The organism is Polaribacter sp. ALD11 (assembly GCF_002831685.1).
Lineage (GTDB): Bacteria > Bacteroidota > Bacteroidia > Flavobacteriales > Flavobacteriaceae > Polaribacter.
The window spans coordinates 238,404-253,080 of the sequence record NZ_CP025119.1 but is presented as its reverse complement, the minus strand read 5'-3'; the positions used below and the strand labels follow the sequence as shown (position 1 = coordinate 253,080).

At 30.1% G+C, this 14,677-nt stretch carries 13 protein-coding genes; 11 read left to right on the top strand and 2 right to left on the bottom strand.

Features of this window, described 5'->3' with window-relative positions; all coding sequences use genetic code 11:
* Positions 1-129 precede the first annotated feature (129 nt).
* From CW731_RS00990 to CW731_RS00950, 9 genes are all read left to right on the top strand, one after another.
* Positions 130-2,616: a DUF5916 domain-containing protein gene (locus CW731_RS00990; RefSeq protein WP_100944959.1), complete on the top strand. Its 2,487-nt coding sequence runs from the start codon at positions 130-132 to the stop codon at positions 2,614-2,616.
* Positions 2,617-2,719: 103 nt separating this feature from the next.
* Positions 2,720-3,379, top strand: coding sequence for an ABC transporter ATP-binding protein (locus CW731_RS00985; RefSeq protein ID WP_100944958.1), 660 nt, complete (start codon positions 2,720-2,722; stop codon positions 3,377-3,379).
* A 47-nt stretch (positions 3,380-3,426) separates the two neighbouring features.
* On the top strand, positions 3,427-3,972 hold the full coding sequence (locus CW731_RS00980) for a CPBP family intramembrane glutamic endopeptidase (RefSeq protein WP_100944957.1): 546 nt from the start codon (positions 3,427-3,429) through the stop codon (positions 3,970-3,972).
* 8 nt (positions 3,973-3,980) lie between these two features.
* On the top strand, positions 3,981-4,745 hold the full coding sequence (locus CW731_RS00975) for a TIGR02757 family protein (RefSeq protein WP_100944956.1): 765 nt from the start codon (positions 3,981-3,983) through the stop codon (positions 4,743-4,745).
* 78 nt (positions 4,746-4,823) lie between these two features.
* Entirely contained in the window at positions 4,824-6,764 is a 1,941-nt protein-coding gene (locus CW731_RS00970; protein ID WP_100944955.1) for a BatA domain-containing protein, read from the top strand.
* Positions 6,761-8,017 carry a dihydroorotase family protein gene (locus CW731_RS00965; protein ID WP_100944954.1) on the top strand — a complete coding sequence of 419 codons (1,257 nt, stop codon included), beginning with the start codon at positions 6,761-6,763 and terminating at the stop codon, positions 8,015-8,017. The genes CW731_RS00970 and CW731_RS00965 overlap by 4 nt, the downstream gene beginning before the upstream one ends.
* A 7-nt stretch (positions 8,018-8,024) precedes the next feature.
* Positions 8,025-8,351, top strand: a complete 327-nt coding sequence (locus CW731_RS00960; RefSeq protein WP_100944953.1) for a hypothetical protein — start codon at positions 8,025-8,027, stop codon at positions 8,349-8,351.
* A 16-nt stretch (positions 8,352-8,367) separates the two neighbouring features.
* Complete coding sequence (locus CW731_RS00955; protein WP_100944952.1) at positions 8,368-9,009, top strand: alpha/beta hydrolase; 642 nt, start codon at positions 8,368-8,370, stop codon at positions 9,007-9,009.
* A gap of 65 nt (positions 9,010-9,074) precedes the next feature.
* Complete coding sequence (locus CW731_RS00950; protein ID WP_100944951.1) at positions 9,075-10,178, top strand: aminotransferase class V-fold PLP-dependent enzyme; 1,104 nt, start codon at positions 9,075-9,077, stop codon at positions 10,176-10,178.
* Positions 10,179-10,236: 58 nt separating this feature from the next.
* Here the strand turns inward: CW731_RS00950 and CW731_RS00945 are convergent, their stop codons facing one another.
* Positions 10,237-10,914, bottom strand: coding sequence for a class I SAM-dependent methyltransferase (locus tag CW731_RS00945; RefSeq protein ID WP_100944950.1), 678 nt, complete (start codon positions 10,912-10,914; stop codon positions 10,237-10,239).
* Between the two features lie 115 nt (positions 10,915-11,029).
* On the opposite strand from CW731_RS00945, the gene CW731_RS00940 reads away from it, so the two are divergent.
* Positions 11,030-12,265: a DEAD/DEAH box helicase gene (locus tag CW731_RS00940; protein ID WP_100944949.1), complete on the top strand. Its 1,236-nt coding sequence runs from the start codon at positions 11,030-11,032 to the stop codon at positions 12,263-12,265.
* A gap of 99 nt (positions 12,266-12,364) precedes the next feature.
* Positions 12,365-13,120 carry a YoaK family protein gene (locus tag CW731_RS00935; RefSeq protein ID WP_100944948.1) on the top strand — a complete coding sequence of 252 codons (756 nt, stop codon included), beginning with the start codon at positions 12,365-12,367 and terminating at the stop codon, positions 13,118-13,120.
* 27 nt (positions 13,121-13,147) lie between these two features.
* Here the strand turns inward: CW731_RS00935 and CW731_RS00930 are convergent, their stop codons facing one another.
* Positions 13,148-14,671, bottom strand: coding sequence for an ATP-binding protein (locus tag CW731_RS00930; RefSeq protein ID WP_100944947.1), 1,524 nt, complete (start codon positions 14,669-14,671; stop codon positions 13,148-13,150).
* Positions 14,672-14,677 lie beyond the last annotated feature (6 nt).

Below are 14,677 nucleotides of genomic sequence, written 5' to 3'. Positions count from 1 at the left end.
AACGATTGGTATCTGTCACACTTTTATAATAAAAAGGTCTTTATTACAATTAACACAATTTTGTGAAATGAATTTCATAGGGATAAATACTTTTGCGATCTCCTTATACATAATCAACCAAAAAACCGCATGTTTAAACGAATTTTAGTATTACAATTAGTACTTTTCTGTACATTTAGAATCTATGCACAGACTAATGAAAACCGAAAAAAAACAACTACAACAAGGGTTTCTATAGCGCCTAAAATTGATGGTCTCTTAAATGATAGTGCATGGAAAAATGCAGAAATATTAACTGACTTTGTTATTTTAAGACCAGATAATGGAAAGTTGGTTTCTTCAGAGTATCAAACTGCTGTTAAAGTTATTTATGATAACAATGCCGTATATATTTCTGCTAAAATGCGAGATCCAGATCCTCTTAATATTCCACAAGAATTTGCTGTGAGAGATAATTTTGGTCAAGCAGATTTCTTTTCGGTAACTATTAACCCTAATGATGATGGTCAAAATCCTTTTCAATTCATTGTGCAAAGCACAGGAAACCAAGCGGACGCTAAAGTATCTAATGGTAATGAAGATTTTAATTGGAGTGCTGTTTGGGAAAGTGCTACTATAATTACAGACAAAGGTTGGAATGTAGAAATTAAATTACCTTACAGAGCAATTCGTTTTGCAAATAGACCTGTACAGTCTTGGGGTTTTAATTTTCATAGACGTTTAGAAAAATTAAATGAACAACATACTTGGACTTTTATTGATAATTCTGTTGGAAGATGGACACAATATGATGGTTTAATAGAAGGTTTTAATAATATTACACCACCAACAAGATTAAATTTATACCCTTACGCTTCTGCAACATCTGTTTCTTTTGATGGAAAAACAAAGTTTGACTACAGTGTGGGGATGGATCTAAAATATGGTTTAACAGATAATTTTACTTTAGATGCCACTTTAATACCAGATTTTAGTCAGGTTGGTTTCGACAATGTAGAACTAAATTTAGGTCCATTTGAACAACAATTCTCTGAACAACGTCAATTTTTCACAGAAGGAACAGAGCTATTTAACAAAGGACAATTATTTTATTCTAGAAGAATAGGAGGCTCTCCAATAGATCAATTTAACATTTCATCTAACTTAATAAAGCAAGATAATTTTGATGGAAATGGATCAAGAATTCATGAGGAAATTATAGATTACCCTAGAAAAGTAACGATGCTAAATGCTGTAAAAATATCTGGTAGAACAAAAAGTGGTTTGGGAATTGGTTTTTTTAATGCAATCACAGAAAACACAGAAGCCACAATAAAAACAACAACCGAACAAATGAATGGTGGTAAAACAACCGAAACGATTACTACTAGAAAAGAGGTAATAAGTCCTTTTACAAATTATAATATCATGGTTTTAGACCAACAGTTCAATCAAAACTCTACAGTAACATTAATTAATACAAATGTTACACGTGATGGTAGGTTTAGAGATGCAAACGTTTCTGCTTTAGATTGGCATCTAGAAACAAAAGATAGTAAATACAATGTAGATGGTTCTTTTAAAATGAGTGCTATTTCCGATGACATTAACAACCCGAATACTGGTTATACTTTTGATACGAGCTTTGGTAAAAACTCTGGGCATTGGAACTGGGAACTGGGCTATAATTTTGAAAACAAAGATTTTAACCCTAATGATTTAGGAATCCTATTTTCTAATGACCAACAAAGTATTTATGGTAGTGCAGGTTGGCGAACACTACACCCTACAACAAAATTTAACAGATATAGTTTCAATTTTTACAATCAAGCAAATTTCCAACATTTCTCGGGGATTTTTACAGGGTATGAAGCAGGTCTTAATGCTAGTGCTCAAACAAAACAACGTTTCACTTTTGGTGGAAACTTAAATTACGGTTCAGAAAATAGAGATTATTTCGAACCAAGGCAAGGAAGCACAAGTGGAATATATTTTAAAAGACCTGAAAAATTAAATGTAGGTGGTTGGATTTCGACAAATTCTCAAAAGAAATTAGAGATAAATGCAGATGCCTATTTTACAGGACATTCAAATCACTCACAAGAAAGTTATGGTTTTGAGGTTACACCTCGTTACCGTTTTACAAATCAGTTTTCTCTACAATACAGCCTAAATTATAACAAAACCGACAATGATCAAGGCTATGTAAGCGAAGATGCTAACAACGTTATTTTTGGTCAAAGAGATAGAAAAAGCTACACAAACACCATTTCGGGTAAATATAATTTTAGTACAAACTCTTCATTATCATTAAGTTTTAGGCATTATTGGAGTGATGTTGCTTACAATGGATATTACAATCTAAATGCTGATGGTTCTCTTTCTAAAAAGGCAAACTACAACGGTAAAGATGTAAATTTTAATAGCTGGAATTTAGATTTGAATTACTTCTGGCAATTTGCTCCAGGAAGTCAATTAATTGTCTTTTATAGAAATTCTATTTTTGATGCTAACAATAAATCGGGTTTAGATTTTTATAAAAACCTAGAAAACCTATTTAATCAACCTAATCAACACACGTTATCTCTAAGATTTGTCTATTTTATAGATTATAACGCTCTAAAAAGTATTTTTTAAAACATACTTTTTTAATTTATTTAAAGTTTAAAATTGAAATCAGAAGCGCATTTAGGTGTTTCTGATTTCTTTTTTATACATTCGTTTTTAAATTAGAAAAGGTATGATTGTTTGTAAAAATATTCACAAATATTATGGTGATGTAGAGGTTTTAAAAGGTGTAGATTTACACATCAAAAAAGGAGAAATTGTTGCCGTTGTTGGTCCTTCTGGAGCAGGAAAAACAACATTACTACAAATATTAGGTACTTTAGACAAACCTTTATCTGCCCAAAATTTTGAACTTTCTTTAAACAGTATTTCTCTTAAAAACCTATCAGACAAAGAATTGTCTTCTTTTAGAAATAAACATATCGGTTTTATTTTTCAATTTCATCAATTATTACCCGAATTTACAGCATTAGAGAATGTTTGTATTCCAGCTTATATTGGAAAAAAAACGAAGAAAGAAACAGAACAAAAAGCCAAAGAAATTTTAGATTTCTTAGGTTTATCTCATAGAATAAACCACAAACCGAATGAACTTTCTGGTGGAGAACAACAGCGTGTTGCCGTTGCTAGAGCGTTAATAAATAATCCTTCAGTAATTTTAGCTGATGAACCTAGTGGTAATTTAGATAGCGAATCTGCTAAAAATTTACATGAGTTATTCTTTAAACTTCGTGATGAATTTGGACAAACTTTTGTTTTAGTAACCCATAATGAAGAACTAGCAGAAATGGCAGACAGAAAATTAACCATGAAAGATGGTAAAATAATTTAATTCTGTAATAATTTAGGCCTTTATACTATTAATACGTAAACTTTAACATGAAGGAAACTTTTCTAAACTTAATTACCTATTTAAAAAACCCTGTTCTTGAAAAAGATTCTAATACAAGTCTAAATTACAGATTTACCATATTTTTTCGAATTCTTATTATAAGTCTTTTAACAGGAATCATCATCTCTCCTATTTTTGCATTAATAGAAGAAATGGGATGGGTAAATATGCAAAATCATAAAGTTGAAGCCATGTTTGAAAACATGGGAATTCTTCAAATGTTTTTGTTGGGTGCAATAGCTGTTCCCGCTATAGAAGAAGCCCTTTTTAGAGGTCCAATAACAGCTTTTAAGAAACCAAAATATTTTAAAATTGCATTTTATGCCTTTGCTTTATTATTTGGTTTTATTCACATTACAAATTTTGATATAACAACCAATACTTTGCTATTATCCCCTTTACTCGTATTACCACAAATATTGTTAGGTGGCTATTTTGGGTATATAAGAGTCCGTTTTGGCTTGCAATGGTCTATATTACTTCATGGGTGCTATAACGGAACCTTAATTTTACTTAGTTTTATCTTTAAATAATAAAATTTATGAAAAAATCTGAACTCAAAGAATTTCTAGACGAAAAAGTTATCTTATATAACAATCCTAAATTCATAGAGTCAGATCCCATACAAATTCCGCATTTATTTTCTAAAAAAGAAGACATTGAAATTGCTGCCTTTTTAACGGCTATTATTTCTTGGGGAAACAGAACTATGATTATTAGAAATGCTTCTAAAATGATGGAACTTTTAGACAATTCTCCGCACGATTTCATCTTAAATCATCAAGAAAAAGAGTTGAAAAGTTTAGAAGGTTTTGTTCACAGAACTTTTAATTATATCGACTTTCAACAGTTTATAAAATCGTTACAACATATCTACATAAATCATGGCGGATTAGAAAATGCGCTATCAATAAAAGACAATTCCAACACTTATCAAACCGCAATAAATAACTTCAAAATCTTATTTTTTGAAGTTGAACACCTACAAAGAACTCAGAAACATATTTCAGATCCTTTGAAAAATTCTGCTGCAAAACGAATAAATATGTTCTTACGTTGGATGGTTAGAAACGATGAAAAGGATGTAGATTTCGGACTTTGGAACACACATAATCCTGCTGATTTATCTTGCCCATTAGACATACATTCTGGCAACGTTGCAAGAAAATTAAAGCTCTTACTTAGAAAACAAAACGACTGGAAAGCTGTTTCTGAATTAGATCTAAATCTTAGAAAACTAGACAAAATAGATCCTGTAAAATATGATTTTGCACTCTTTGGGTTAGGCGTTTTCGAAAAGTTTTAATTAAAAATGAACAAGTGTTTCTAAATCCCTTTTTTTGTAATAAATTTATACTTTCATAAAATGAATAATTACAACTAAATGCAATTTAAAAACCCTGAAGTTTTATACTTTTTAGCACTACTAATTATACCGATATTAGTACATCTTTTTCAGCTACAAAGGTTTGTTAAAGTACCATTTACCAATGTTGCTTTTTTACAAAAACTACAAAAGGAAACTCGTAAAAGTTCACGTATAAAAAAGTGGTTAATACTAGCAACGAGATTGCTGTTATTTTTCGCGATACTTTTAGCTTTCTCCCAACCTTACTTTAGTAATAAAAATAGCAATAAAAAGCAACACAACTTCATCTACTTAGACAATTCTTTAAGCACTAATACCAAAGGAAAAAAAGGAAATTTATTAAAGATAGCGGCACAAGAAATTATAGAAAACACAGATTCTAAAAACGTATATTCCTTACTAACAAACACCAATTTCTACAAAGACATTAGCAAAGACGAATTAAAAAATGTACTTTTAAAATTAGAAAACACAGCTATAGAATTAGATTTAGAGACAGTTTTACTTAAAATCGGCCAAGAAAACAAAACCAAAACAAACACTTTAAATAAAAACATATTAATATCTGATTTTCAGAATACTTACAGAAAAAAGTTTACAAATGTAACACCCGTTTTTTCTGCTATAAAACTAGAGGCCAGCCTAAAAAGTAATCTTTCGATAGACAGTGTTTTTATCAACAATAAAAACAATGATAATTTTACCGTAAATGTAATTATAAAAAATCAAGGAAGTAAAAAAGACAACCTACCAATAGCCCTTTTTAACGGAGATAACTTAATTAGCAAACAGTCCTTCCCTATTGAGAAAGATACAGACAAAACAATTCAGTTCACCGTAAAAAACACACCTGAATTCTTAGGGAAAGTAGAACTTTCTTTTAGCGACACTTTTTCGTTTGACAACACTTATTACTTCACACTAAATAACAATCAAAAAACACGTGTTTTAGCTATTGGAAATGATGCTACTTTTTTAAATAAAATTTACACAAAAGAGGAATTTGAATTCACTAATTATTCACCACAAAACATAAATTACAACACCATTCAAAAACAACAATTAATTGTATTGAATGAGTTAGAAAACATTCCAGAAATTTTATTAAAAAGCCTAGTTAATTTTTCTAAAAACGGCGGAAGTATTGTCATTATTCCGAATGAAAAAACAGACATTTCTTCTTACAATATCTTTCTAAAAAAATTGAATTTAGGTAAAATTGAACCTCAAAAAAAGGACACTTTAAAGATTACAAATATCAATTATAAACACCCCATTTTTAAAAATGTATTCTCTAAAAAAGTTTCTAATTTTCAATACCCAACAGTGCAAACCCACTACCCCATTTTAACCAATATTTCTAAAATAGTTTCCTTCGAAAACAACTCACCTTTTATAAGTCAATTAGCAAATAGTAATACTTATTATATTTCTAGCGCGCTGAATAAAAACAACAGTAACTTTTTAAATTCACCTTTAATTGTACCTGTCTTTTACAACTTTGGTAAAATGAGTATTCAATACCCCAAATTAGCCTATCGCATACATCAAGAAAATAAAATAGAAATAGAAACACAGATTAGTAAAGATGAAATTTTAGCAATTTCAAATGCAAATAACTCTTTTATTCCGATGCAACAAACCTTCCAAAACAAGGTTGTAATTACTACCAAAGAGCAACCTCTAAAAGCCGGTTTTTACAAAATACTAAAAGATGATATTAAAATTAAAGACATCGCTTTTAATTACCCAAAAGAAGAAAGTTTATTACATTTTCTAGATTTGAATACTTTAAAAGAGCAGCATAAAAACATCACAATTTCTTCATCTATAGAAGAGGTTTTCGAAAAAATTAATAAAAATAATGAAGTTCATTGGCTTTGGAAATGGTTTTTAGCATTGGCAATTGTATCTTTGTTTTTAGAAATTTTGATTTTAAAATTCTATAAACCATGATTACGCTTATAAAATCGGCAACGATTATAGATTCTTCTAGCCCATACCATCAACAAAAAAAAGATATTTTAATTCAAGAAGGTATTATCAAACAAATTGACGATACCATTCCGTCTAAAAAAGAATACACTATTGTAACTAAAGAAAACCTACATGTTTCTTGTGGTTGGTTCGATACGAGTGTTTCTTTTGGTGAACCTGGTTACGAGGAACGTGAAACGATTAAAAACGGATTGCAAGTTGCTGCAAAAAGTGGCTTTACAGCAGTTGCTGTGAACGCAAACTCAAATCCTGTAATTGACAATAAAGCTGCCGTAGAGTTTCTAATTCATAAAGGAAATGGGTTTGCTACAAAATTATATCCAATTGCCGCCTTAACCACGCAAAGCAAAGGTATAGACATGGCAGAACTGTATGACATGCAACAATCTGGCGCAATTGCTTTTGGCGATTATAAAAAACCAATTGACAACGATAATTTGATGAAAGTCTCTTTATTATACGCTCAGAATTTTGATGGTTTGATATTAAGTTTTCCGAAAAACAGAGCTATTGCAGGGGAAGGAATTGCACATGAGGGCATTAACAGCACAAAATTAGGTTTAAAGGGAATTCCTGCATTGGCAGAAGAATTACAAATTGCTAGAGATTTGTTTTTACTGGAGTATACTGGTGGTAAACTGCACATTCCAACAATTTCTACCGTAAAGTCTATAGCACTTATTAAAGACGCTAAAAAGAAAGGCTTGCAAGTTACTTGTAGTGTTTCTGCACACCACTTAACATTAACAGATAACGAACTAAATGAGTTCGATAGCAATTATAAAACAAACCCGCCATTAAGAACAAATGCAGATTGTAAAGCGCTTCAAAAAGGTGTAAAATCTGGTATTATTGATATTATTACGTCAGACCACAATCCTATTGATATTGAACATAAAAAATTAGAATTTAGCGAAGCAAAAGACGGAGTCATTGGTTTAGAAAGTTTATTTGGCGCAATAAATTCTGTTTTAGATTTAAACGATTTTATTGAAAACATCACCTCAAAACCAAGACAAATTTTTGGTTTAGAAACCAATTCTATTTCGGAAGGAAAAACAGCAGATATCTCACTTTTTAATCCTGAAGAAAAATACACTTTTACAAAAAAAGATATATTATCTACCTCTAAAAACAGTCCATTTATCAACAAAAAAATGAACGGAAAAGTATATGGTATCTTCTCTAATAATCAACTTATATTAAATTAACAATTACATGGAAAATTATACAGTAAAAGAAGGAAAAACAACCGCTATTATTAGTCATTTATGGGTAATTGGCTTACTTATCGCTTTTATTATGAACAACAGTAAAAAAAATTATTTTGCTAGTTTCTATATAAGACAAATGATTGGCTTAAACCTTTTGTACTTTGCTAATCAATACATAGTATATAGATACATTGGTGCTACTGCTGGTTGGATTGTTGGTATTTTAGTTTTTGTTCTTTGGATTATTTCTTTATTCGGAGCAATTAAAGGTGAAGAAAAATTAGTTCCTTTTATTGGTGAACAGTTTCAAGAATGGTTTAAAAATATTTAATTAAGTTTTTTTTAGAATGAGTGATTTACATTATATCGTTAGAGAACCTAAAGTTGCTTTAGAAAACCCATCTTTATTAATTTTACTACACGGTTACGGTAGTAATGAACAAGATTTATTTTCTTTTGCAGAAGAATTACCAGACAATTTGCTAATTGTAAGTGCACAGGCACCGCTTTCTATGGGGTTTGGCGGTTATGCTTGGTATTCTATTAATTTTGATGATAAAAACGGAAAGTTTTCCGATTTAAAAGAAGCGAAAGAATCCATTGATAAAATTGCCATTTTTATTGATGAAATAAAGAAAAAATACAACACAAATTCTGAGAAAACCTTTCTTTTAGGTTTTAGTCAAGGTGCTATTTTAAGTTATTCTTTGAGTTTTTTCTATCCGAATAAAATACAACACGTAATCGCATTGAGTGGTTACATAAATACAGAGTTGCTTCCAGAAAATATCTCAACAGCTATTACAACCGATTATTACTGTTCTCATGGCTCGGTAGACCAAGTTTTACCAGTAGAATGGGCTAGGAATTCTAAACCTTTTTTAGACAAATTAGGTTTTGAAAACGTCTATTCTGAATACAATGTTGGACATGGAGTTGCGCCACAAAATTTTTATAGTTTTAAAAACTGGATTGAAGAGCGTTTGTAACCACAATTAAACTAAAAATGAATAGTTAAAGTTTAATTTAAAGATCATACCAAATTAATCTTGACATGAATACAAAAGAAATTCGATCACTTTTTCCAATTACCGAAGCATTTATTTATCTTAATAGCGCTTCGCAAGCGCCCCTAAACACCCTGGTAAATGATAAGTTGCAGACACTTATAAAATCAGAATTAAATTTTATTGATAAAAAAGGATTTAATCGTGATGATGTTCGTCTTCCGTTATCAAAAATATTAGGTGGTTCGCCAGATGAATACGCACTTACCACAAGTACTGGCGTTGGTTTAGGAATGGTAGCACAAGGCATCGATTTCAAAAAAGGAGACAATGTTGTTATTCCTGAAAAAGAACATTGGAACAACACTTTCCCATGGTTAAACTTAGAAAGTAAAGGTGTTGAAGTTCGGTTTGCAAAGTTAAATAAAGACAATAGTCTTGATTCTAAAGCAATTGAAAAACTTATAGATAACAAAACACGGGTTGTTGCAGTTGCCGCTGTAAGATTTAATAGTGGCTTTAGACCTAACTTATCTAAAATAAGCAAGATAGCACATGCTAATAACGCCTTATTTGTGGTAGATGCAGCCCAAGGAGCTGGAATGGTTCCAATAGATGTCGAGAAAGATCAGATTGATGTAATGTCTGGTTGTGGCTTTAAATGGTTGCTTGGCATGCATGGAACGGGATTCTTATATGTTAGCAAAAGAGTTGTAAAAACAATTAGCCCAATTTTACCAGGAATGTTTGCAGCACCTGCAATTCATGATCAACTTTCTTATCATACCGATTCTCGAAAATTTGAAACAGGCACAATTGCATATTCACTGTTTTCGGCTTGGTCTGCAGGTCTGCAACTAATTCTTAATATTGGCGTCGAAAATATTTATGAGAAAGCACTTCAAAACACAGATCTTATTATCGCTGATCTGCAAGCTAAAGGATATGAAATAGTAACACCAATAGAAGAAAGAGAAGGAAGAACAGCAATTGTTCATTTTAAAACAAGTGCTTTCGAAACAACTAAAGTACTATTTGAAAAACTTAAAGAAAATAAAATATTATTAACTTTACAAGGCGAAAATATTAGAATTAGCCCTAATTTTTTCACCACAGAAGAAGAAATTTCAAGTTTCTTAGCCTTAATTTAAGTCATACTCTTTTTTATACTAATAAACAAAAACACCTTTTCAGCAATAAAAAGGTGCCTTAAAAAAGTTTATATAAAGTAGTTACAATAATACCTTTAGAATCATTTAGAACAAATGATACTAATTGTTTTTGCTCAATTACCTTCAAATTAAATGGCGCCATTAATAAGTTGATTCCACTTTGTTTCTTCAATCGAATTCCTTGTCCTGAAATAATATCTTTATTTGGCGTGAAATTTCCTTCTGGTATATGCTCCGTCAAAACAACATATTTAAAAGCCACTAATTTATGCGCTACGTCTTGTACTTCTGCATTAGATAAATGCTGTAACACCTGCCTTACTAAAACACAATCTGCAGCAGGCAAATCATCTTTAGCAATATCTAAACAACGGAATTCTAAATTTTCTTCTTTAAATTTTTCTTTATTGTAGGCTATCAAATCTTTTACAATATCTATAGCAACGTACTTCTTTGTGTATTGTACCAATTCTTTTCCTACGTTAAAATCTCCACACCCTAAATCGCAAACTGTAATAAGGTTTTTAAAAGAGGTTAAAAACGCTGCAACAGCATTTATATAAGGTTTTACAATCCCAGAATTATGAGAACCGTCACCTGAATAAAAATCAGAGTTGTTATCTCCCCATAGTTTCAGTTTGTAAACCTGATCCATAGCGTCTTTGGTTGGCCAAGGTTTTTTTATTCTTTTAAGTCCGTTTTCTTTCTTATTCATAAATAATATTGATCTAAACCAGACTATAAAAGTAAATTATACACCTATACTATTAAAACAAAATTGAACAAAAAATATACTTACTTTTAAACTACCTTTGCATTAAAAATAATACATGCAGTTTTCTGATTTTCCTTTCAATAAATCTATCTTAAAAGCAGTTGCTGAAGAGAGATTTCAAACACCAACTTTAGTACAACAAAAAGCGATTCCTTTAGTTTTAGATAAAAAGAACGTTATTGTTTCTGCACAAACTGGTACAGGAAAAACGGCTGCTTTTGCATTGCCAATTATACAGTTATTATTTAAAGAACAAGATGCAGAAAAAGGCGATAAAAAGATAAAGTCTTTAATTGTAACTCCTACGCGTGAATTAGCTATTCAGATTTTAGAAAACTTTAAAAGTTTTAGTAAATATTCTAATCTAAGAGCTACAGCTGTTTTTGGAGGCGTTTCTTTAGAGCCTCAAAAAGAAATTTTAGCAAAAGGGGTTGATATTTTAGTTGCAACTCCTGGTAGATTGATTGACTTACAAATGCAAGGAAATATCGACTTAAGCGCAGTAGAAATATTTGTTTTAGATGAAGCAGATTTAATGCTAGACATGGGCTTTATAGCTGACATTAAGAAAATAGAAGCTTTATGTCCTAAGAAAAAACAAACCTTACTTTTTTCTGCTACAATGCCAGAAAAAATCGTTGATTTAGCAAAAAAAGTAATAAAAAGTCCGGTTGTTGTTGAAATAAACCCTGAAGAAACTACGGCTAAGAATATTGGTCAGTTATTATATTATCTTCCAAAAAAGAACAAGACAGATTTATGTTTGCATTTGTTGAGAAATACCATAAATGGAAAAATCATCATTTTTAGACGTACAAAATTTGGTGTTGATAAGTTAGAGGAATCTTTAACTAAAAACGGATATAAAGTAGCTAGTATTCATGGTGATAAAACACAAGGTGTTAGAAATAAAGCTATTGAAGATTTTAAAGAAAAAAAAGCACATATTTTAATAGCTACAGATGTTGCGTCTCGTGGAATTGACATTACAAATGTAGATGCGATTATCAACTTTGATATTCCTAATGTTGCGGAAACTTATATTCATAGAATTGGTAGAACTGGTAGAGCTGGTAAATCTGGAATCGCATTTTCTTTCTGTTCTCCTGATGAGAATGCGTATATTAAATTGATTGAAGTTTTAATTGAAAGACCAATTAAGGTTATTACAGAACATCCTTATGTTATAAATAAACCAAAAAACAAAAAATCACAACCAAATACAGTTAGTAAAAATAAAAAAGGAAGAAAATCTGAAGCTTCTAAAAAGAAGAAAAAACGCTGGTATTAATTCTCTAGTTTTATTTTGAATTAGAAAAACAAACTCGTTTACAGTTATTACAATTACAGGCTATAAAACGATAGATTATTATCTAAAGGAAGCTACAACATGTTTAGACATCAAGGCAAAAGCAGAACTTTAAAACACAACCTTAGAATTGCGACTGTTTTATCTTTTGTTGCTGGCATTGTTAATGTTACAGGGTTTTTATCTTTTAAACAATTAACAACAAATGTAACTGGTCATTTTGCTTTATTTATTAGTGACGTAGCCAATTTCGAGTTTTGGAAAGGCACTGTGTATTTCCTTTATATCTTTTCTTTTCTATTTGGTTCTTTTCTTTCAAGTTTCCTTATTGAGGCGTTTAGAGAGAAAAAGAAATTGAATCTTTTTGTCTTACCAACAATTATTGAATCTTTAATCTTAATAGCAATTGCTCTAATAAGCAATGTTACTAAAATAAAATATCCTGACTTAATTGTTTGTTTACTACTTTTTGCAATGGGTCTTCAGAATTCTTATGTCACGAAGATTTCGAATACCATTGTTAGAACCACACACCTAACAGGGCTATTTACAGATTTAGGAATTGAACTTTCTCAATTATTTTTTCCTAAATCTTATCCAAAAAGAGATCAAATTAAAGCGACTATAAAACTACGAATTTATATAATTTGCTTCTTCTTTCTCGGAGGAATAACTGGAGGATATCTTTATTCTAGTATTGGTTTAGAATTAAATACACTTCTTTTAGGAGCAATCATTTTATTAATAAGTCTGTTTTATGACGACTTGAGGTATCGTTTAATTAAAACGAATAGAAAGTATAAACAAAGAAAAACACAACATATTAATACTTATTAAAATGAATTACACTTCAAAAATAAATCACTAAAGAACTAAACCGATTCGCTTAACAAATTCAACAGCTGTATAAGGTTTTCCTATTACATCATTAAAACCGATACTTTTATATCGTTTTAAATCTTCTGGTGTTGTGTTTGCTGTTAATGCTAAAAAAGGAAGCGCTCTGTTTTCTTTTTTAAAATCATTTTTTTGTTGCACTAACTGTTCGCCAGTAATATTTGGCATGTGAATATCCAATAAAACAATATCAAAAATTGCAGTTTTAAGCACATTTAATGCTTCTAATCCATCTTTTACTTGTGTTAAAATTGAATTTTCCTTTTTAAGAATATGCGCAACAATTGTTTGATTTAAAGCATCATCATCTGCAACTAAAATTCTTTTACCTCGTAAACTTTTTGAAGTTAAAACTTCTACTTTTTCAACAGATACAATATTTGAAGAATTTACTTTTAAAAACGGAATTTCTACCTTAAAAGTGGTTCCTTTATTTAATTCACTTTCAACCAAAATAAAACCATTCATTGCTTTTAAGAGTCTTTTTACTATAGACAAGCCCAATCCTGCACCACCAAAAACACGATTGTCACTTTTTTTATTTTGCTGGTACTCGTTAAATATTTTAGAAGCTTGTTCATTAGTCATTCCTCTTCCAGAATCTGAAATAGAGAAAGTAATCTTCGTAGAATTTCTTTCTTCAGAAATCAAATTAATCTTCAATGAAACAATACCACTTTCTGTAAACTTTAAAGCATTCGATAATAAATTAGATAGTATTTGATTGATTCTTACATCATCTCCTAAAACTAAACTAGGTACATTTTCTGCAATTTCAATAACTAATTTTACTTGAGTGTTTTTATTCTGATATCTAAAATTTTTAATAGAATTTTCAGCAATTTCTCTAATATTTATTGGTGAGTTTATCAACTCTAATTTACCTGCTTCAATTCTAGACAAATCTAAAACATCATTTACAATTACTTTTAGATTCTTGCCAGAAAGCGATAATAATTTTGAGTACTCTTTTACATTCTCATTAATCTGTTCTTCAGAAATCATTTCAGCGTATCCCAAAATAACATTTAATGGGTTTCTTACTTCATGACTCATCATTGCTAAAAAACGTGATTTTTCTTCATTCGCTTTATCGGCAATTTTACGCAACCTATCTAGTTCTAAATTTTTTTCTGCAAGTTCTCTTTTAACAAAGAAAATATCGTTTCTATTTTGGTTTAGCTGATCTACATATTTATAAATTTTTGTTCTATTATGAATTAAAACGGTTACATTTTCTTCACTTTTAAACAATTCTAAATCTACATTATACTCTATCGAGCTAGAAAGAATAATCATTCCTTCCAATAAAAAAGGATCCGAAACTTCTAAAGCTTCTAAAGTACCTTCTAAAAAAGGGCAGGTTTTATAAATAGATTCTTGGAGAGTAAATTCATTCTTAGCAAATTTCCCTGCAACAATGTTTATAATTACTCCAGAAAGACTGGTTGTAATTTGTATAAAAACATCTTCTATTTTTGCAGGTATCAAATACGT

Coding starts and splice junctions, on each gene's coding strand:
- CW731_RS00990 (WP_100944959.1), top strand. CDS start 130: ATGTTTAAACGAATTTTAGTATTACAATTAGTACTTTTCTGTACATTT.
- CW731_RS00985 (WP_100944958.1), top strand. CDS start 2,720: ATGATTGTTTGTAAAAATATTCACAAATATTATGGTGATGTAGAGGTT.
- CW731_RS00980 (WP_100944957.1), top strand. CDS start 3,427: ATGAAGGAAACTTTTCTAAACTTAATTACCTATTTAAAAAACCCTGTT.
- CW731_RS00975 (WP_100944956.1), top strand. CDS start 3,981: ATGAAAAAATCTGAACTCAAAGAATTTCTAGACGAAAAAGTTATCTTA.
- CW731_RS00970 (WP_100944955.1), top strand. CDS start 4,824: ATGCAATTTAAAAACCCTGAAGTTTTATACTTTTTAGCACTACTAATT.
- CW731_RS00965 (WP_100944954.1), top strand. CDS start 6,761: ATGATTACGCTTATAAAATCGGCAACGATTATAGATTCTTCTAGCCCA.
- CW731_RS00960 (WP_100944953.1), top strand. CDS start 8,025: ATGGAAAATTATACAGTAAAAGAAGGAAAAACAACCGCTATTATTAGT.
- CW731_RS00955 (WP_100944952.1), top strand. CDS start 8,368: ATGAGTGATTTACATTATATCGTTAGAGAACCTAAAGTTGCTTTAGAA.
- CW731_RS00950 (WP_100944951.1), top strand. CDS start 9,075: ATGAATACAAAAGAAATTCGATCACTTTTTCCAATTACCGAAGCATTT.
- CW731_RS00945 (WP_100944950.1), bottom strand. CDS start 10,914: ATGAATAAGAAAGAAAACGGACTTAAAAGAATAAAAAAACCTTGGCCA.
- CW731_RS00940 (WP_100944949.1), top strand. CDS start 11,030: ATGCAGTTTTCTGATTTTCCTTTCAATAAATCTATCTTAAAAGCAGTT.
- CW731_RS00935 (WP_100944948.1), top strand. CDS start 12,365: ATGTTTAGACATCAAGGCAAAAGCAGAACTTTAAAACACAACCTTAGA.